The organism is Pyxidicoccus caerfyrddinensis (assembly GCF_010894405.1).
GTDB classification, from domain to species: domain Bacteria; phylum Myxococcota; class Myxococcia; order Myxococcales; family Myxococcaceae; genus Myxococcus; species Myxococcus caerfyrddinensis.
This window is the reverse complement of record NZ_JAAIYA010000002.1, coordinates 447133-467051: the sequence shown is the minus strand read 5'-3', so window position 1 is coordinate 467051 and position 19919 is coordinate 447133. Positions and strand designations below refer to the sequence as shown.

Genomic DNA, 19919 nt, shown 5'->3' with positions numbered 1-19919 from the left:
GACCGGGGAAGCCTCTTCAAGACCGCCCGTGAGACTCGCTCGCAAGTTCACCCTGGCCCTCGTCCTGCTCGCTGTCGCCGTCATCTCCGGCCTGCAGTACATCCAGGTGCGCCGCGAGCTGGAGCGCTCCGCGCTGGACATGCAGCACGACCACCGCCTGCTCGGCCACACGCTCGCCGGCGCCATTGGCAAGGCGTGGCAGCTCGCCGGTGAGCGGGAGGCCCTCACCCTCCTCCACCAGTCCAACCGCTTCCAGGAGCAGGTGCACCTGCGCTGGGTGTGGCTCGACGGTGGCCCCGGCACCCCGCCGCTGGACGGCTTCCCGCCGCGCCTGCTGGCCACGCTGCGCGCGGGGCAGGACGGCTCCATGGTGGACCCGAGCCCGGAGCCGGGCCTGCTGCACTCGTACACGCCGGTCATCATCAACAACCAGCGGCTGGGGGCGATTGAAATCACCGAGTCCCTGGGCGACCAGCAGCAGCACGTGCGCACCGTCGTCGTGGGCACCATCGCCGCCACCGCCGCGATTACGGCCGCCTTCTTCGTGGCCGCCATGGCCATGGGCCGGCGCCTCGTGGGCGAGCCCGTGGACCGGCTGGTGAAGCTCGCGCACCGCATCGGCCAGGGCGACCTCACCGCCCGCGTGCAGCTCCCCCAGAAGCGCGGCGACGAATTGACGGCGCTGGCCAGCGCGATGAATCGCATGGGCGAGCAGCTGGAGGAGACACGCGCGCGCCTCGCCTCGGAGACGGCCGCGCGGCTGTCCGCGGTGGAGCACCTGCGGCACGCGGACCGGCTCACCACCGTGGGCAAGCTGGCCTCGGGCGTGGCGCACGAGCTGGGCACGCCGCTCAACGTCGTCATGGGCCGCGCGAAGATGATTTCCAGCGGCGAGGCCGAGGGCGAGGAAGTCGCCGAGTGCGCGCAAATCATCTCGCAGCAGGCCCACCACATGACGGGCATCATCCGCCAGCTCCTGGACTTCGCCCGGCGCCGCGCGCCCCACCGCGCGCCGGAGGACGTGCACGGTCTGGTGGAGCGCTCGCTCAGCCTGTTGCGGCCCATGGCGTCCAAGCGCAGCGTGGCGCTGGAGGCCCAGGTGCCCTCGGGGCTGGCGCTGGAGGTGGACGGAGGGCAGGTGCAGCAGGTGCTCACGAACCTGGTGATGAACGCGCTGCAGGCCATGAAGCGCCCGGGCACCGTCCACGTGCGCGCCGAGGAGGTCCGCGCCACACCGCCGGCCGCGGAGGGCGGCGCCGAGTCCGACTACGTGCGGCTGGACGTGGAGGACCAGGGCGACGGCATCCCCGCGGACGTGCTGCCCCACGTCTTCGAGCCCTTCTTCACCACCAAGGACGTGGGCGAGGGCACGGGCCTGGGCCTGTCCGTCTCCTACGGTCTGGTGAGAGACCATGGAGGCTGGATTGGCGTGCGCAGCGAGCCCGGACGCGGTAGCTGCTTCTCCATCTACCTGCCACGAGGAGAGCACTGATGCCGGGCCGCGTCCTGGTCGTCGAGGACGAGCGCGAGATGCGCGCCATGTTGGAGAAGGGCCTCACGCGCCGGGGCTTCACGCCGGTGGCGATGCCCTCCGCGGACGAGGCGCTGGCGAAGCTGGCCGCCGAGGACTTCGACGTGGTGCTCACCGATTTGCGCATGCCCGGCATGGACGGGCTCGCGCTGTGTGAGCGCATCGCCCTCAACCGCCCGGACATCCCGGTGGTGGTGGTGACGGCCTTCGGTAGCCTGGAGACGGCGGTGGCCGCCATCCGCGCGGGCGCCTACGACTTCGTCACCAAGCCCATCGACGTGGACGCGCTGGTGCTGGTGCTGGAGCGCGCGGTGCAGCACCGCGCCCTGCGCGAGGAGGTGCGCCGGCTGCGGCAGGAATTGGGCCGGCGCGACGACGGCGGCGCGCTGGTGGGCGAGAGCCTGGCCATGAAGCAGGCCTACGCGCTCATCGACCGCGTGGCGGACCTGGACTCCACGGTGCTGATTACCGGCGAGAGCGGCACCGGCAAGGAGGTGGCCGCGCGCGCCGTGCACACGCGGGGACGCCGCAAGGACGGACCCTTCGTGGCCCTCAACTGCGCGGCCATGCCGGAGGCGCTGCTGGAGAGTGAGCTGTTCGGCCACGCCAAGGGCGCCTTCACCGACGCCAAGGCCGCGCGCACCGGCCTCTTCGTCCAGGCCCACGGCGGCACCCTCTTCCTGGATGAAGTGGGCGAGCTGCCCCTCACGCTCCAGCCCAAGCTGCTGCGCGCGCTTCAAGAGCGCGTGGTGCGCCCGGTGGGCGGAGACACGGAGGTGCCCTTCGACGCGCGCATCGTCGCGGCCACCAACCGGGACCTCGAGCTGGCGGTGGAGGAAGGCCGCTTCCGCGAGGACCTCTACTACCGGCTCAACGTCATCGGCATCGAACTGCCGCCGCTGCGCGCGCGCGGCAACGACGTGCTGGCCCTGTCCCAGCGCTTCATCGAGCAGTTCGCCGCGCGCACCGGCAAGCGCGTGGAGGGCCTGTCCCCGGCGGCGGCGCAGCGGCTGCTCGGCTACGGCTGGCCGGGCAACGTGCGCGAGCTGCAGAACTGCATCGAGCGCGCGGTGGCGCTCACCTCCTTCGAGCAGCTCACCGTGGATGATTTGCCCGAGCGCGTGCGCAACTACAGCCAGCCGAAGGCGGTGCCTGAGAACACGGACCCGTCGGAGCTGGTGACCCTGGAGGAACTGGAGCGGCGCTACATCCACCGCGTGCTGGAGGCGGTGGGTGGCAGCCGCACGCTGGCCGCGCGCGTGCTCGGCGTGGACCGCAAGACGCTCTACCGGAAGCTGGAGCGCGACGACGAGGCGAAGAAGCCCTGAGTCAGGGGAGCGACTGGAGGACGAGTCGCGCGAGGGCCTCGAAGTCCCCGTCGAAGTGGTGGCCGCCCTTTCGTGCCACCACGCGCCGGCCGGGCATGGGAGCCAGCTTCGGGCACAGGCTCTCCGAAGCCTCCTTCGCGCCGTAGATGCACAGCAGGGGCGTGTCGCCGAGCGCCTCCACGTCGGGGAGGACGGGAAGGCTGGGGTGCTTGCCGATGCCGAAGAGGTCGGTGACGTGCACCTCGAACTCCGCCTCTTGTCCTGGAGCGATGAGGGCCACCAGTCGCAGCCGCTCGCGCAGCTCCGGCGGCAGGCGGGCCGCGATGGCCGGTACGAGGTCCGCGCCGCGCGAGTACCCCACCAGCAGCACACGCTGCCGGCCCCACTCGGGCAGGTAGTGCCGCAGCGCGCGCGCCACGTCCGACGCTGTCTCCTCCGGCGTGCGCCGCTTCCAGAAGTAGCGAAGCGAGTCGAGCGCCACCACGGGAATGCCCGCGTCCGAGAAGGAAGTGGCCAGGGCCCGGTCCAGCGCCGCCATGCCACCGTCGCCCGTGACGAGGAACGCCAGCGTGTCACTGCCCTGCGTCTTTGCGGGCACCTCCACCAGCGGCAGGTCCTTCACCGCATCCGAGGCCGTGGGAGGCAGAGGCGCGGGCACGGAGGCCGCGTCATAGGCGGACAGCAATTGAGTCAGGGTGCGCGCCGGCACCAACTGCTGGCCCGAGGTGCTCCCGTGCTCGCGCCCAGGCCCGGCGCAGAAGGTGACCGGCAGGGACTTCGCCGGGTGCACGTCCATGCCCACCGCGCCGGTGAACGTCCCAGCGGGAGCCTGGGCCAGCGTTGCATCCGCCAACTCCGCGCCGGCTCCCACGCCTACGAGCGTCGGGTGGAGGTACTCGGGCAGGCCCGCGTGTTGCTGGAAGCCCTGGCTCAGTGCCTCCAGGTCGCCCGCCGGGTATGCACAGCCGGACTCGCGCTCCAGCGCGCGCAAGTACGCCCGCGCGTCCACGCCCAGCACCAGCGCGCCGTGCTCCGCCAGCGCCGACGCCAGCTCCGCGCCGCGCCCGCTCCCTGGCGGCGCGTCCGACAGCAGCAGCGCCACCGACGAGGGCGGGGCCCTGGGGCGTGTCACCACCACCGTGCCCAGCCGACCGAAGCGCGCGGTCTCCGCGCCCGCATCCAACGGCACCGCGGCGCACGTGAGCACCCACAGCCCCAGCGCCACGAGTCCCCTGCGTCTCATCGCACCACCACCCCGCCCAGCCCTCGCGACACCAGCGCGGAGACGTTGGCCAGCACCCGGGGCAGTGACAGCCCTCCGGGCGATGCGAGGAAGCGGGGCGCCCACTCCGGCTTGAACTTCTCCTTGTACTGGCGCAGCCCCTGGAAGTTGTAGAAGTGCTCGCCGTGCCGGAAGAGGAACGCGCCCATCCGGTTCCACATCGGCGCCAGACTCCGGGCCTCGAAGCCGCTGAAGGGCGCCATGCCCAGGTTGAAGCGGCCATAGCCCTGCCGCCGTCCCCACAGCATCAGCGACACGAAGAGGAAGTCCATCACCCCGTGCGGACTGCCCGGTCGGTAGCGCATCAGGTCCAGGCTCAGCTCGTCCTTCACCTCCGGCGCCCACACGTTGGCGAATCCCCACGGGACTCCGTCCCGGCGCACCACGGCCACCGGCCCCTCCTCCAGGTAGCGCGGCGAGAAGTAGCCCAGGCTGAAGCCCTTCTCCCGCGTGTGCTTCTCCTCCAGCCACGCGTCGGAGATGGCCTTCAACTCCGGCAGCAGCGCCGGCACCGCCTCACGCGGCAGCACCTCGAAGGTGAGGCCCTCGCGCTCCAGCTTGTGCACGGCATGGCGCAGTCCCCTGCGCTCCGGGCCCTCCAGGCTGAAGTCCGCCAGGGGCACCGTGGCCTCCTCGCCCAGCTTCAGCAGCGACAGTCCCAGGTCCAGGTAGCGGGGCAGCGTCTTCGCGCACACCTGGTAGAAGCAGGCCCGGCCCTCGTGCCGGTCCGCCAGCGCCTGGAAGTGCCACGCCAGCTCCGTGGCCTCGCCCTCCGGCCCCACCGGGTCCCCCATGGACACCCAGCTCCGCCCGGACACGCCGTACATGAGGAAGGCCGAGCCCCCGGTGTTGAAGAGCAGCGACTTGTCCCCCACCAGCGCCAGGTACGCCGCGGACTCCGGCGAGTGCGACACCAGTGGCCGCACGCGCGCCAGCGCCGCCGCGTCCGGAGGCCGGGGACGCGCGGAAGCAGGCCTCAGCAGCGCGGCCACGCCGAACAGCAGCCCCGCGCCCAGCACGCCCACCGTGGCCCGCATGAAGCGCGGCGCGTCCCCGCCGAAGGTGAACTGCCACCACAGCGCGTGGCTGTAGGCCACATGCCGGTACGCGAGCAGCCCCAGTCCCACCGACGCGGCCACCACCACCCCCGTGGCCAGCAGCCACCCCGGGCTGAAGGCGTCCTCGAGCAGCGATGCGCGCCGGTAGAACATCGCGCGGAAGGGCACCAGCGCCAGGGCCAGCGCCAGGAGCAGCGCCGCCTCCTCGTAGTCCACGCCCTTGACGAGCGAGAACACCGCGCCCGCCACCAGCGCCACCTGGGTCAGCACGTAGGCCCCGTCCAGCCGGCGCTGGAGCCCCTGCGCCAGCACCAGCAGCGCCAGGCCGGCCAGGCTGCCCAGCAGGTGCGACGCCTCCATCAGCGGCAGCGGGACGAGGTCCTTCAGGAAGGACAGTCGCTCGGGCACCGTGGGCGTGGCGCCGGAGAAGAGCAGCACCGCGCCCGCGATGAAGGCCGCCGCGGACGCCATCCACGGCACCACCGGCGCGAAGGTGTCCCGCGTCACGCGCGCCGCCCGTCCCAGGCGCTCGCGGTGCAGCCCCACCTCGTGGAGGGCCAGCAGCAGCACCGCCACGGTGAAGGGCAGCAGGTAGTAGACGACGCGGTAGACGAGCAGCGTGCCCAGCACGAGGGGCGCCGGCACGGCGGGTGACAGCGCCGCGAGGATGATGGACTCGAACACGCCCAGGCCTCCGGGCACCTGGCTGGCGATGCCCGCCAGCTGCGCCAGCGCGAAGAGCGCCACCAGTCCCGGCAGCGACACGCCCGCGCCCTCGGGCAGCAGCACCCACAGCACCAGCGCCGCCAGCGCCCAGTCCAGGCACGACACCGCGAGCTGGGCCACCGCCAGCGCGGGCGTGGGCAGCGTCACCTCCACGTCGCGCACCCGCAGCGGGCGGCGCACCCACGCGCAGGCCCCGAGGTACACCAGCAGCAGGCCCAGCATGCCCAGCCCCAGCGCTCGCGCCGCGCCCGGTGGGAGGGACAGCAGCGCCGACGCCCCGCGGCCAGCCACCAGCGCCGTGCCCGCCACCGCCAGCAGCCCCGACCAGAAGGTGAGCGCGTTGAAGGTGGCCACCTGCGCGACGTCCAGCGCGGACAGGCCGTGGGCGGAGTAGAGCCGGTAGCGCACCGAGCCGCCGCTGAAGAACGACATGCCCACGTTGTGGCCGAAGGCGTAGCCGATGAAGGACGTGAAGCCCACGTGCCGGTACGGCAGCTTCCGGCCGACGTGCCGCAGCGACAGCACGTCATACAGCGTCAGCGCGAGGTAGTTCGCGCCGGTGACGAGCAGCGCCAGCAGGACGCGGCCCGGGGGAATGGCCGCCAGGCCCGCCTTCACCTCCCCGCCACGCAGCGTCGCCAGCTCGCGGTGCAGCACCCAGGCCGCCACGCCCAGCAGCACCAGGGGCAGCAGGGCGAGGGCCACGCGCCGCAGCCTGTCCATGCAGAAGCCCTCCCCTCCCACCAGCATGCGCATGCCACGCCCGGCGGGCACTGCCAGCCAGGCAGGGGCTCCTCGCGGCGGCGCCTAGTTCTCGCCCGGCGCGGGCTCCAGGCGCACCTCGAAGAGCTTCGGCCACAGCTTGCCCGTCATGAACATGCGGCCCGTGCCCGGCTCCACGGCGATGCCATTGAGCACCGCCTCGTTGCTGCGCAGCTGTGGCGCCACCGCGCGCGTCAATTCAGACGCGTCGATGACGGCCACCACGTTGCCGGTGTGCGGGTCGATTTCGAGCACGTCCGAGGTGTGCCAGACATTGGCGTAGATGACGCCGTTGGCGCACTCCAGCTCGTTGAGCTGGTCCACGGGCTGGCCCTGCAGCGTCACCTCCACGGTGCCCAGCGGGCGGAAGTCGTCGAGCGCGTGGAAGGTCAGCGTGGAGCTGCCGTCACTGCGCACCAGCTTCCCCTCCCAGTAGCACAGGCCCCAGCCGTCGCCCTCGTAGCGCGTGGTGCGCTCGCGGCTGGGGGGCATGCCGCTCCACGTGAAGAGGAGCCCCTCCGTCCACGTGAGCTGGTAGAGGCGCTCGCCGTCGCTGGCCAGGCCCTCCGTGAAGATGTCGCCCAGCTCCTCCATCCACACCGGCTCGGCGGAGTCGAAGGAGAGCTGGCGCAGCGTGCCCTCGTGGCCGGTGCTCTCGAAGAGCTGGCCCTGGTGGAACACGAGCCCCTGGGTGAAGGCGTCCGTGGAGTGCGGATACTCGCGGACAATGCGCGCCACTCGCCGCTGGGGCACCTGCGCCTGCGTGCCTTCCGACACGGGCCGGTGGGCGGGCGTGCATGTCGCGCTCAGCGCGCACAGCGGCAACAGCCAGGAGGACTTCCGCAGGGAGGGCTTCATGGGTGCGCACCTTATCGCGCGGCACCGGCCGCGTTGACCAGTGACTCAGCGCTCCAGGGGAACGAGCGCCTCCACCGCGGCGCAGAGGTCCTCCATGGCGAAGGGCTTGTTGAGCACGCACGCCGCGCCCAGCTGCTTCGCCTCCTCATGGAGCTGCGCGTCGCCAAAGGCGGTGATGAGGATGACCGGCGTGGTCCACCCCTCGCGCCTCAGCCGGGCGAGCACCTCCAGGCCGGAGTAGCCGGGCATGCGCACGTCGGTGACGATGAGGTCCGGCACCAGCGTCTGCGGCGCCAGCAGGCCGTCCACGATGGCCTGCACCAGGTGCGGCCCGTCCGGCGCGTCCACCACCTCATAGCCCCGGCGCGTCAGCGCCCGCCGCAGCAGCACGCGCATCTCCGCCTGGTCCTCCGCCACCAGGATGCGCGGCGCCCCGCGTCCGTCCGCCCACTCCCGAGTCGCGCCAGGCCGCTGTCGCGGCGCCACCGGCTCATTCACGTTGTCTTCCGGCCCCATCATCAATGTCAGCTCCTTGGGAATTCGTGGTGGGCCTGCCAGACAGAGCATTCGCCATGCCACGCCCGCTTCCTCGGAGCGGGGCACGTTGCCCGCGGAGAAATGCCCCGACCGGGGCACTTTGCCCCGCCCCATTCCGCCCCATGAGGTCCTCGCCGCCGCGCCTCTAGAGGAAGACACGGCCTGTCTGCGATTGGCCCGGGGCCTGCAATGACTCGCGGCATCGGTTCGGGCGTGGGGACTCGCATGATGGGCCCCCAGGCACCAATGACTGCGCGCGAGGAGTCGGGGGACGCCGCGCGCGCGGTCATCGCGTCCACCCCGCGCCCGGACCGAGATTTCCACCCCTTCCCGGCCGGACTCCCTCCGGCCCACATGGAGAACGAACGATGCCCTGCTCGCTCCCTACTCGCCGCCTCCTCGGTGCCCTGGCCCTGCTTCCCGCCGCGACGTTCGGCGCGGCCTGCGGCCAGGCCCTGGGCACCGCCAACGCCGCGGCCCCCACGGCCGCCCTCTCCGCGAAGGCGTCCGCCACGCCCGCTGCCTCGCCCAACGTGCCTGTGCAGCAGGCGCTCTACAGCCCTGCGGCATCCGGCGCGCCGGGCACGCTCACCTCGCTGGCGCCGCTGGTAGACGCGGTGAAGGGCGCGGTCGTCAATGTGGAGGTGACGGCGCGGCCCCGCCGCGTGTCCGGCATGCAGGGCCTGCCGCCGGGCATGGCGGAGCGCTTCGGCCTGCCGCCCGGCATGGGTGGCTTCGAGGGCCAGACGCCGGCGCGCCAGGGCGCGGGCTCCGGCTTCATCATCGACGCGGGCGGCATCGTCCTCACCAACAACCACGTGGTGGAGGACGCGGACGTGGTGCGCGTGAAGCTGGATGACGGCCGCGCCTTTGATGCCGAAGTGCTCGGGAGGGACCCGCTCACCGACATTGCGCTCATCAAGCTCAAGGGCGCGCCGGGCAACCTGCCCTCCGTGCCGCTGGGTGACTCGGACGCGCTGCGCGTGGGCGACGCGGTGATGGCCATCGGCAACCCGTTCGGCCTCGCCTCCAGCGTGAGCGCCGGCATCCTCTCCGCCCGGGCGCGCGACATCCACGCGGGGCCGTATGACGACTTCCTCCAGACGGACGCCGCCATCAACCCCGGCAACTCCGGCGGGCCGCTCTTCAACATGAAGGGCGAGGTGGTGGGCATGAACACGGCCATCATCGGCGGCGCCACCGGCATCGGCTTCGCGGTGCCCAGCAACCTCATCCGCAACCTCCTGTCGCAGCTCCAGGAGACGGGCGCGGTGCGGCGCGGCTGGCTGGGCCTGTCCGTGCAGGACCTCACGCCGGACATCGCGAAGGCGCTGGGCGTGCAGGCGACGAAGGGCGCGGTGGTGGCCGGCGTCAACCGCGGCAGCCCGGGCGCCCGCGGCGGCCTGCGCGAGGAGGACATCATCACCTCCGTGGAGGGCAAGCCGGTGGACTCGGCGGGCGCCCTCACCCGCGCGGTGGCCCAGCTCAAGCCCGACAGCAAGGTGAAGGTGGAGCTGTTGCGTGAGGGCAAGCCGCAGACGCTGGAGGTGACGCTGGGCACGCGTCCGGCCATGGAGGGCGAGGAGGAGGTGGCGCCGCGCAACGGCACCGCGTCCCAGCGCCAGCGCATCGGCGTGCAGCTGCGGGACACGGAGAACGGCCCGCAAATCATGGCGGTGGAGCCCGGCAGCCCCGCGGAGAAGGGCGGCCTGGTGCCCGGCATGGTGCTCGCGCAGGTGGGCGACCAGAAGGTCTCCAGCGCGGCGGAGGTCGTGCAGTCCTTCGCCTCCGCGAAGCCCGGCGCGGCGCTGCTGTTGCGCGTGCGTGCCCCCAACTCCGACACCGCCCTGCTGCGCGCGGTGGAAGTGCCGGAGCGCTGAAGCACCCTTCGCGCCCCGGGCCAAACCCCGCACAAACGGGAAGGGTTTCCAGGCCCGGGGGCGTGGTGGTGGCGGACGACCCACCGGGTCACCCCGCGTCCGTCCGCCCGATTCTGAAACGGCATGGCACCTGACGTAGAGTGCCACCCGTGCCGCGTTGCCAGACATGCGGTCGCCGCTGGGAGGGTTCCCACGCGCCGTGCCCGCCGAGCCCACCCCCTCCCGGGGGAGGCCCCGCGCCGTCCGCCGTGCCCGCCACCCCGCCCGTCATCCCGGGCTACCAGGTGGAGCGGGTGGTGGCGCACGGGGGCTTCGGCGTGTTGCTGGGCGCGTGGCGTGAGTCGGACGGCAAGCAGGTGGCCATCAAGGTGGCGCGCAGCGGCAACGTGCTGGGCCGCGCGCAGCTCGTCCGCGAATCCGAGGCGCTCAAGGTGCTGGGCCCACCCACCGTGCCCGCCCTCTACGAGTTCGGCACGCTGCCGGGCGGCGCGCGCTTCCTCGCCATGGAGTACGTGCCGCTGCCCACGCTGGCCGAGCGCCTCGCGCATATCTCCGGGCCGCTGCCCGCGGACGAGCTCGCCTCGCGCGCCCTGGCCGCGGTGGACACGGTGGCCGCCGTCCACGCGCGCGGGCTGGCCCACTGTGACTTGAAGCCGGAGCACCTCTTCCTGGACGAGGTGGCCGGCCGCATGCGCGTCTTCGACTTCGGGCTGGTGCGCGGCACCTCCACGGAAGGCATCGCGCTGCCGGTGGGGTCCACGCCGAGCGATACGTCCGGCTTCGCCGGCACCGCCGAGTACATGGCGCCCGAGCAGTGCGCGGGCAACCTGGACGTGGACGCGCGCACGGACGTGTACGCGCTGGGCGTGCTGCTCTACGAGATGCTCACCGGCCGGCCGCCCTTCTTCGGCGCCACGCCGGACGTGCTCCAGGCCCACCTGTCCCTGCGGCCGCCGCCGCCGTCGGACTTCGCGCACGTGCCGCCCGCCCTCGAGGAGGTGGTGCTGCGCTGTCTCGCCAAGGAGCGCGCGCGCCGCCCGGAGGACGCCGCCGCGCTGGGCACGCTGCTGCGCGGGGCCTTCGAGCACGCGCACCGCGCCTCCGAGTCGTCCTCGCAGCGGCCGGTGTCGCCCGGCGAGCCGCGCCCCGCCCAGGTGCGCCGCTCCGTCGCCGTCCTCTTTCTCACCTCGCGCGCCAACCCGGTGTCCCTCCAGAAGGCGCTGGGCTCCTACGGCGGCCACATGGCCTTCACGGACGGGCCGCGCATCGCCGCCGTGTTCGACCCGGACGTGGGGGAGAATCCGGTGCGCCGGGCCATGCGCGCCGCCGAAGGGCTGGCCGAGCGCGGGCTGGCCCCGGGCGCGCTGGTGGACGTGTCCGCCGTCACCGTGCAGCGCCGTCCCACCGGCGCGCCGCGCTACCTGGGCGCCATCTTCTCGCGCGAGGACCACTACCCCACCGGGCCGGACGCGCACGGGCTGCTGCTGACGCCGGCCGCCGCCGAAGCGGTGCCGGAGGTGCCCTGCATGGAGGTGCCGGGCCTGCGCGGCCTGGTGCGCCCCGCGCCTCCGGGAGCCGCGCCGCGTCCGGACATCACCGTCCTCCAGCTCGGCAGCGAGGTGCTGGTGGGCCGCGAGGGGGAGTTGGCCTCGCTGCTGGAGAGCGCGCGCTCGGCGGTGGGCGAGGCGGCGCCCACCCTCGTCACCGTGCTGAGCGAGCGGGGGCACGGCAAGAGCCACCTCGCCGCCACGCTGGCCCGCCGCCTTCAAGCGCTCCTGCCGCACACGCGGGTGTACTCCACGCGCTCACGCGAGCCGGTGCAGGGCGACCCGGACGGCACGCTGCGCACGCTGCTGCGCGGCACGCTGAGCGCCTTCGAGCACGACGACACGGACTCGGAGGAGCAGGGCTACGCGGCGATTCAGCAGCGCCTGGGTCCCACGCTGGGCACGGAGCTGTGGCCCGGCGTGGCCGCCACGCTGGGCTGGTACGCGCCGGGCGGGCCGGAGCTGCAGAGCTGGGCCGCGGCCCCCGGCGCGCTGCGCTCGCTGGCCATGCGCGCCGCGGGCGAGTTGCTGGCCGCCAACGCCCGCGAGCGTCCGCTGTGCCTCATCGTCGACGACGCGCACTTCGCCGAGGAGACGGCGCTGGACGCGCTGGAGTACGCCTGCCTCGCGGAGGCCAGCGTCCCCCTGTGGGTGTGCGTGCTGGCGCGCCCGGGCTTCGAGAAGAGCCGCCCCACGTGGGGCACCCGCGCCGCCCGGCAGGCCACGCTGTCGCTGCCCGCGCTGCGCGCCGACCAGGCCCAGCAGCTGTGCCGCATGCTGCTCAAGCCGGTGGAGAACGTGCCCGCGCAGGCGGTGGAGCGAATCGTGGAGCGCGCCCAGCACGTGCCCCTCTACGTGGTGGAATTGGTGCGCGGGCTGAAGCGCCAGGGGCTGGTGCGCCAGCGCGCGCCGGGCGGCAGCTGGTACCTCGTCACCGACGGGCTGGAGAAGGTGCCCGAGCTGCGCCTCGTGGAGTGGCTCGCGGACCGTGAGTTGGGCGCGCTGCCCGCTTCGCTCGCCGCGCACGCGCGGCTTTGCGCGCTGCTGGGCACGGACTTCACCGCCGCCACCGCGGAGGGCGTGGTGCGCGAGCTGGAGCGCGACGGCGCCGCCGGTGGCTTCCCGCTGGACGCGGGCCACGCCACGAAGCGGCTCTTGGACTCAGGCCTGCTGGTGGCCCACCGGCAGGAAGGCCTGAGCTTCCGCAACGAATTGCTGCGCGAGGCGGTGGCTGCCACCCTGCCCGCCGCCGAGCGACTGCGCATCCACCACGCCGCCTACCGCTACTACCTGGGCAGCGCGGGAGCCAGCGAGCGCCAGCGCCTGCCCCGCCTGGCGCTGCACGCCGCCGCCGCCGGCCTGACGGATGAGGCCGCCGCGCTCTCCATCGACCTCGCCGAGTCCGCGCGCGGCCGCCACGCCTTCCTCGACGCGGAGGCCATGTACACGCGCGCGCTGGACCTGCTGGAGCCGACGGATGAGCTGCGCTGTCTCACCGCGCTGCGCGGCCGGGGCCTGATGCGCATCCGCATTGGCCGGTATGACGACTCGCTGGCTGACTTCGCCGCCGCGCGCGAGAAGGCCCGCCGCCTGGACGACACGCGCACGGAGGTGGAGCTGCTGCTGGACGAGGCCATGGCGCTGGACTGGACGAACGACTACGCGCGCAGCGAGGCCCGAGCACTGGACGCCCAGGGACTGGCCTCCCGCGTGGAGTCCCCCTACGTGCAGGCCCGGCTGCTGCTGGCGCTCGGCCGCGCCCAGTTCCGCAAGGGCGAGTGGCAGGAGGCGCGCATGCCCCTGGAGGCCGCCGCCGAGCGCGCCCGCCGCCTGGGGGACGCGGGCTACGAGACGCAGGTGGTGGCGCAATTGCTGCTCGCCGTCATCCTCCCCAACCTGGGCGACATCGACGAAACGGACCGGGTGCTGACGGAGGTCATCGACGCGTGCACCGAGCGCGGAGACCGCTTCCACCTGGGCAGCGCCATCAACAACCGCCGCAACCTCTGGGTGGCGCGGAAGGACCTGGCGAGCGCGCTGAAGGACCAGGAGCGCTTCATGCACCTGGGCCGCGAGCTGGGCATGGTGGGCTGGGAGTACTTCGCCGAGCACAACCTGGGCGAGCTGCACTACCAGGCCGGCGACGTGGAGGCCGCCACCCCGCACATCGCCCGCGCCATTGCGCTGGAGCGCCGGCACCCGGAGGTGGCACCACGCCCGTGGGCGCTGCTGCTGCAGGCGCGGGCCATGGCCTGGACGGGCCGCCACGCGCGCGGGCGCGAGCTGCTGGCGCAGGTGCGGCAGGTGCTCGCGGATGGCCGGCACGGCGTGGACCTGAGCCCCTCGGAGGAGGTGCTCTTCGCCATGGTGGAGCTGGCCACGCGCGAGGCCACGGCGGAGGCCTGGCGCGCGCTGCGAGAGCGCTCCGCCCAGGTGTCCGTGGAGCAGGAGCCCCTGGAGGTGCTGGAGATGATGGGGCTGGCGGCGCTGCGCCGGGGTGACCGCGACGAGGCCGCCCGCGTGCTTCAGGAGGCGCTGGAGCGCGCCATCCACGTGCCCAACCTCATGGAGGGCCGCATCCGCCGCTCGCTGGAGCGCGTGAGGGACCTCACCCCTGCTGCATGAGCCCCAGCGCCATCAGCGCGGCGATGAGCACTCCCGTCAGTGACTCACCGGCAATCGCGCCCGCGCCCAGCGGGGCCACGTTCCGGTCCGTCGCGTCCGGCCAGCGCCTGCGGGCCAGCGCCATGCCCACCGCCCCCAGGCAGATGGACACCGCGTAGAAGGCCGGGAGGATGAAGCCGATGCCCATGGCCAGCGGCAGCGGCAGCCACTTCGCCGCCCGGCTCTTCGCCGCCAGCGTCAGCGCCGCGCCCACCACTGCCGCCACGCCTCCCGCCAGCCCCGCGTGCGGGGGCAGACCGTCCAGTCCGCGCACGGCCAGCTCCGCCACCGCGCGGAACTGGGTGGCAAAGGGCGCCGGCAGGGCCTGCGAGCCCAGCCCATACGCCTTCACCAGCAGCAGGTAGGCCGGCACCGCCACCAGCGAGCCCGCGAGCACGCCCATCAGCTGCGCCACGAGCTGCCTGCGTGGCGTGGCCCCCAGCAGGTGCCCCGACTTGAGGGACCACATGCTGACGCCCGTCTGCGCCGCCGCACCCGACGTCACCGCGCCCGACGTCACGTTGGGCGCCATCGCCCCGGGCAGCAGCGCGCCGAACACCACCTGCGTAATCTGGCCCATCTGCGACACCGGAGACACGTCCGTCTGTCCCGCGCCGCGCGCGCACACCGCGCACAGCGGCAGCACCAGCACGAGCGCCAGCAGCATGTACGGCACGCTCAGGCCGAAGACGAAGGCGCCCAGTCCCACCGCCAGCGCGCACGCCGCCAGCCCCACGCCCAGGGCCCAGCGCGGCAGCGCGTCCGCGCGCCCCAGCGAGCCCACGTCCTTCGCGGCCTTGAGGAAGTCGCGCGCCTGCACGCCCAGCGCCGCCATCGCCGAGCCCACCAGCAGCCCCACGCCCGGCCACGTCAGCCACGTGTCGAGACCGCCCTCGTAGCCCGCGGCCTTCAGCACGCCCGAGCCCTCCAGCCACGGCGCGAGCACGCCCCACCCCACCACCGCCCCGGCCAGCATGCTCAGCCCCAGGCGCAGGCCCGTCATCATCCCAATCGCCAGCAGCATCGGGCTCCAGCCGATGCCCCACGTCAGCGACGCCGCCGGCACACTGCCCAGCGAGCCCGGCATCGCCGTCATCCCCGGCAGCACCTTGAAGGCGTCCCGCAGCGCGGTGATGGCCACGGACACGCCGGCCACCGCCGCCAGCACCCACCCGCGATGCCCGGTGCGGACCTCGGGTTGGGTGGGCGCGTGCATGGCGGTGATGAGCTCCGCGGTGGCGGCGCCGGTGGGAAAGGGCAGCGCCTCCTCCACCACCAGCCTGCGCCGCAGCACGTGCGCGGCCAGCACGCCCAGCGCGCCCAGCGCCACGCTCCAGGCCACCACGCCCCAGCCGGGCACGGACAGGCCCAGCAGGCTCAGCGCGGGCAGCGCGCCCAGGAGGCCCGCCGCCGCCGGCATGGCGCCCACCGCGGACGCGGCCGTCTGGGTGACGTTGTTCTCCAGCGGCGTGTACGGCGAGCCCCGCCGCCGCGACACCGTCGCCAGCGCGCTGAAGCCCAGCACCGCGGCGGTGACGGAGCCACTCTCCCACCAGCCCGTCTTCAGCCCCATGTACACGTTGGTGACGGCCAGCAGCCCGCCGATGAGCAGCCCCATGCCCAGCGCACGCGCCGTCAGCTCCCGGGGCGCCTCCGGCGTCGGGGCCACGGAGGACAGCAGCGGCCGTCTGTCGGAAGGAGCCGGCTCGGCCACCGGGAGGCCGGAGGCGGAGGGGCGCACGGGAGGGCTCATCGCGCAGCCGCCTCGGCGGAGCGGCCCACCAACTCGCGAAGCTGCGTGAGGTCCAGCGGCTTGGAAATCTTGAGGTTGGGCACCTCGCGCAGGAAGGAGACCGTGCGCGGGGTGAAGGCGCCGCCCGTCATGAACACCATGCGTCCTGCCTGCTCCGGGGCACAGCGGCCCAGCTCGTTGTACAGGTCCATGCCCGTCATGCCGGGCATCATCACGTCACACAGGATGAGGTCGTAGCGGCTGCCCTCGCTCACCAGCCGCAGCGCGGCCTGCGCGCTGTTGGCCGTCGCCACCTCGTGGTCCGCCGCCAGCGAGCGCTGCAGCGCCAGCGTCACGTTGGGCTCGTCATCCACCACCAGGATGCGCGCCCGCGCGTTGTTCTGCACCGCGGCGGCCAGGCGCGGCAGCACCTCCAGCTCGCGCGTGGCCGCGCGCAGCACCACGCGGAAGGTGCTGCCCCGGCCGGGCTCGCTCTCCGCCTGGATGGAGCCGCCCATGGACTCGATGATGCCGTGGCAGATGGACAGCCCCAGCCCCGTGCCCACGCCCACCGGCTTGGTGGTGAAGAACGGGTCGAAGATGCGGCCCAGTACCTCGGGCGCCATGCCCATGCCGGTGTCGCGCACCTCCACCACCACCCGGCCGCGCTCCTCGGCGCGGATGACGACGCGGATTTCGTGCTCATTGGCGTGCGGGCCGTCCTCCGGAATGGCCTGCGCCGCGTTGAGCAGCAGGTTGAGGAACACCTGGCACAGCCGCGACTCGCTCGCCTCCACCGGGGCCACCGGCTCGAACTCCGTCACCAGCCGCGCGCGGTGGCGCACGACGTTGTCCGCCATCTTGCACGCCAGCTCCACCGCCCGGCGCACGTCCACCGGCATCAGCCGCTGCTCCTGCTCGCCGCGTGCGAAGACCTTCAAGTCACGGACGATGGTCGCGATGCGCTCGGCGCCCTCCGTCGTCTCGCGCACCAGCTGCTGGAGCGATGCGACGGGCGCCGCGGGCACCACGTGCTCCAGCCGGTCCAATCCCTCGCGGATGAGGTGCAGGTTGACGAGCATGTAGGCCAGCGGGTTGTTGATTTCGTGCGCCACGCCCGCGCCCAGCGTGCCCACCGACGCCAGCCGGTCCGCCACCACCAGGTGCGCCTGGAGCTGCTTGCGCTCCGTGGTATCGCGGTGGACCATGATGTTCGCAATCGCGCGCCCTTCGCTGTCGCGCAGCGGCACCACCACGGACTCGCACCAGCACGTGGTGCCGTCCCTCCGGCGGAACTCCAGCTCCCCGCTCCAGCGCCCCTGCTTCTCCAGCGCGGTGAGCACCTGCGCGGTGGTCTTGTCGGACTCCTCCGGGTGCAGCACGCTGAAGAGCGTCTGTCCCAGCGCCTCGGTCTTGTTGCGGCCGAACATGCGCTCCGCGCTGGTGTTCCAGTCGATGATGCCGCCGCCCAAATCGGTAATCACCACGCCGTCGTAGATGCTCTCGAAGATGAGCGACTGGCGCTGCAGCTCCTGCTCCGCCTGCTTGCGCGCGGTGATGTCCATCACCGTGCCCGTCACCCGCGCGGGCGTGCCGGACGCGTCGCACAGCACGTCACCCTTGCAGGATATCCACCGCCATCCACTTCCCTGCGGTTCGATGCGGTACTCCACATCCACCTGCGTCTTCTTCTCCAGCGCGGCGCGCAGCACCTCGCGCACGCGGGGCAAATCGCCGGGGTGCACCACCTCGTCCAGGTCCATGGCCCGGCCGGACAGCTTGCCCACGGCGAGCCCCAGCAGCCGGTCCACCTGCTCGCTCCATGTCACCCGGCCGCTCTGCGCGTTCCAGTCCCAGATGCCCACGCGCGCGGCGGACAGCGCCTGGCGCAGCTGCTCCTCGCGCTGCTCCAGCACCTCGCGCTTGGAGAAGCGGAAGACGGTGACAGTGCCAATCTGGAGCCTGTCTCCCTCCTGCAATTCGGCGGTGGTGACGGGCACGCCGTTGAGCAGCGTGCCGTTGGTGGACTCGAGGTCCGTGACGTGGCAGCCGCCGTCGTCGGTGCGGACGATGCGTGCGTGCTTGCGCGACACCCCGTGGTCGTCGATGCGCACCGTGGCCTCGGAGCCACGGCCGATGGTGTGCTCACCCGGCTCCAACCGATACGCCTTGCCGATGGCGGCCGGTGTCGTCGTGCTGATGAGGATGAGGCAGGCACCGGTGGAAGACGGCGGAGCCAAGGCAAGGCCCGCGCACGTCGTGAGGTCGTCCAGCGTCGTCATTTCCACTCCCCCCGGCGCCCACCCACGGCCCCGAACCCCCCACCCAGCCCCTGACTCCGCGCGTGTCGCCACGTCCCGAAATCCAGCAGCCCCGGGCACTTGCCGTCCAATCCCCCGGGGTGTGGTGGGAAGCCCGAGCATATGCCAGCCGACACCCGGCCTGCTCGCAGGGCACCGGGTTGGTGGATGGTGAACGCACGGACGGTATTGATGCAGCCGGACGAGCCTCCGGGGCCCGGGCCGTGCAGCGGATACCTGGAGGAATGGTGGTAGAGTCGTCCACCCATGGCGGCGGATTCCGAGAGCACCTTCCGCATCCAGGCCCGGACAGACCTCGGCGCCTTCGAGCGGGAGCGTGGAGAGACGACCAAGGCCGAGCGCGGCCCGGGAACGCTGGCCGGTGAGTACGTCCTCAAGGCGCTGCTGGCCTCTGGCGGACACGGCAGCGTCTACGAGGCCGAGCACCGCATCCTCGGGCGCCGGGCCGCGGTGAAGGTGCTGCACCCGCACCTGGCGGATCAGGGCGAGATGCTCAAGCGCTTCGTGCGCGAGGCGCGGGTGGTGAATCAAATCCACCACCCCAACATCGTGGACGTCTACGACTTCGGCCTGATGCCGGACGGCAGCCCCTATTACGTCATGGAGCTGCTGACCGGGCGCACGCTGAGCCAGGTCGTCCAGGAGCGCGGCAGGCTGTCCGCGTCGCGCGCGCTGGCGTACCTGGAGCCCGTCTGCGCGGCGCTGGATGCCGCGCACAAGGCCGGCGTCGTCCACCGTGACTTGAAGGCCAGCAACGTCCTCGTCATGGAAGAGGGCGAGCGCCCCCGGGTGAAGCTGCTCGACTTCGGCATCGCCAAGCTTCTGTACGTGGAGCCGTCGCAGGAGGGGCTCACCATCGCCGGCCAGCGGCTGGGCACCGCGCACGCCATGGCGCCCGAGCAGTTCCGCGGCGGCCCCATTGGCCCGCACACGGACATCTACGCGCTGGGCGTGCTGCTGCACCAATTGCTCACCGGCCGCTACCCCTTCCAGTGCGAGGACCGCATGGAGTTGGAGCGGCTGCACCTGGAGGCGCCCGCGCCCCGGCCCAGTGCGATTGCACCGGTGTCTCCGGCCGTGGACGCGGTGGTGCTGCGCTGCCTGGAGAAGGACGGCGGCCGGCGCTACGGCAGCGTGGGCGTCTTCCTCGCCGCCCTCAGCGAGGCCGCGGAAGAGCCCGTGCAGCCCGCCCGCCGCACCCGCCTGGCGCTCGCCGTCCACTGCGAGGTGGTGCTGGCCTCGTCCGCCCAGGACGACGACGCCGTGTACGCCGTGCTGGCGGACGTGCTGGACGGCTTGGAGCAGGGCCTGCGCGGCGGAGGCTTCCTCTTCGCGCTCCAGTCCGGCACCACGCTGCTCGCCGTCCGCCCGCTGGAGAATGGCGCCCCCAGCCCGGAGCGCACCGCGTACCTGCGCGAGGCGGAGAACTCCCTGCGCATCCTCCAGCAGGCCGCGCAGAAGCTCGCGGACCCCGTGAGCGCCCACGTCCACCTGTGCATGCACCTGGGCCAGGCCGAGACGCGCGGCGAGTCCGGCGAGTCCGAAGTCGTGGGCGGCCCCGTCACCGACGTCGGAGCCTGGAGGCTGCGCGCCGCGGACGGCTTCGCCCTCACGCCCGCGGCCTCACTCGCCCTGGAATTTCCGGAACCTGAGTAGCACCACGGAATACAGGTGAGTCTCTGAGTCCGAGACA

Annotated in this window: 11 protein-coding genes; 5 read left to right on the top strand and 6 right to left on the bottom strand. The window is 72.9% G+C overall.

Annotated features, from left to right (window positions below; all coding sequences use genetic code 11):
* The first annotated feature begins 28 nt into the window (after positions 1-28).
* Both G4D86_RS05480 and G4D86_RS05475 read left to right on the top strand, forming a co-directional pair.
* Positions 29-1492: a sensor histidine kinase gene (locus G4D86_RS05480; RefSeq protein ID WP_163990195.1), complete on the top strand. Its 1464-nt coding sequence runs from the start codon at positions 29-31 to the stop codon at positions 1490-1492.
* Complete coding sequence (locus G4D86_RS05475; RefSeq protein ID WP_163990193.1) at positions 1492-2859, top strand: sigma-54-dependent transcriptional regulator; 1368 nt, start codon at positions 1492-1494, stop codon at positions 2857-2859. Before G4D86_RS05480 ends, G4D86_RS05475 begins: the two co-directional genes overlap by 1 nt.
* Before the next feature lies 1 nt (position 2860).
* On the opposite strand, the gene G4D86_RS05470 is transcribed toward G4D86_RS05475, so the two are convergent.
* From G4D86_RS05470 to G4D86_RS05455, 4 genes are all read right to left on the bottom strand, one after another.
* The gene (locus G4D86_RS05470; RefSeq protein ID WP_163990191.1) at positions 2861-4102 is read right to left on the bottom strand and encodes an AcvB/VirJ family lysyl-phosphatidylglycerol hydrolase; all 1242 of its coding nucleotides are present in this window, start codon (positions 4100-4102) and stop codon (positions 2861-2863) included.
* Positions 4099-6648, bottom strand: a complete 2550-nt coding sequence (gene mprF / locus G4D86_RS05465) for a bifunctional lysylphosphatidylglycerol flippase/synthetase MprF (protein ID WP_163990189.1) — start codon at positions 6646-6648, stop codon at positions 4099-4101. The genes G4D86_RS05470 and mprF overlap by 4 nt, the downstream gene beginning before the upstream one ends.
* An 84-nt stretch (positions 6649-6732) precedes the next feature.
* Positions 6733-7545, bottom strand: coding sequence for a glutaminyl-peptide cyclotransferase (locus tag G4D86_RS05460; RefSeq protein ID WP_240360057.1), 813 nt, complete (start codon positions 7543-7545; stop codon positions 6733-6735).
* A 45-nt stretch (positions 7546-7590) separates the two neighbouring features.
* Positions 7591-8061, bottom strand: coding sequence for a response regulator (locus G4D86_RS05455; protein WP_163990838.1), 471 nt, complete (start codon positions 8059-8061; stop codon positions 7591-7593).
* 389 nt (positions 8062-8450) lie between these two features.
* Here G4D86_RS05455 and G4D86_RS05450 point away from each other — a divergent pair, with 389 nt between their 5' ends.
* Positions 8451-9962: a Do family serine endopeptidase gene (locus G4D86_RS05450; RefSeq protein ID WP_163990187.1), complete on the top strand. Its 1512-nt coding sequence runs from the start codon at positions 8451-8453 to the stop codon at positions 9960-9962.
* Positions 9963-10111: 149 nt separating this feature from the next.
* Complete coding sequence (locus G4D86_RS05445) at positions 10112-14134, top strand: serine/threonine-protein kinase (RefSeq protein WP_163990185.1); 4023 nt, start codon at positions 10112-10114, stop codon at positions 14132-14134.
* Here the strand turns inward: G4D86_RS05445 and G4D86_RS05440 are convergent.
* Positions 14118-15926 carry an OPT/YSL family transporter gene (locus G4D86_RS05440; RefSeq protein WP_163990183.1) on the bottom strand — a complete coding sequence of 603 codons (1809 nt, stop codon included), beginning with the start codon at positions 15924-15926 and terminating at the stop codon, positions 14118-14120. The genes G4D86_RS05445 and G4D86_RS05440 overlap by 17 nt on opposite strands.
* Positions 15923-18187 (bottom strand): serine histidine kinase EspA, encoded by a 2265-nt coding sequence (locus G4D86_RS05435; protein WP_163990181.1) that lies wholly within the window; start codon positions 18185-18187, stop codon positions 15923-15925. The genes G4D86_RS05440 and G4D86_RS05435 overlap by 4 nt, the downstream gene beginning before the upstream one ends.
* A 285-nt stretch (positions 18188-18472) precedes the next feature.
* On the opposite strand from G4D86_RS05435, the gene G4D86_RS05430 reads away from it, so the two are divergent.
* Entirely contained in the window at positions 18473-19882 is a 1410-nt protein-coding gene (locus G4D86_RS05430) for a serine/threonine-protein kinase (RefSeq protein WP_163990179.1), read from the top strand.
* Positions 19883-19919: the final 37 nt, after the last annotated feature.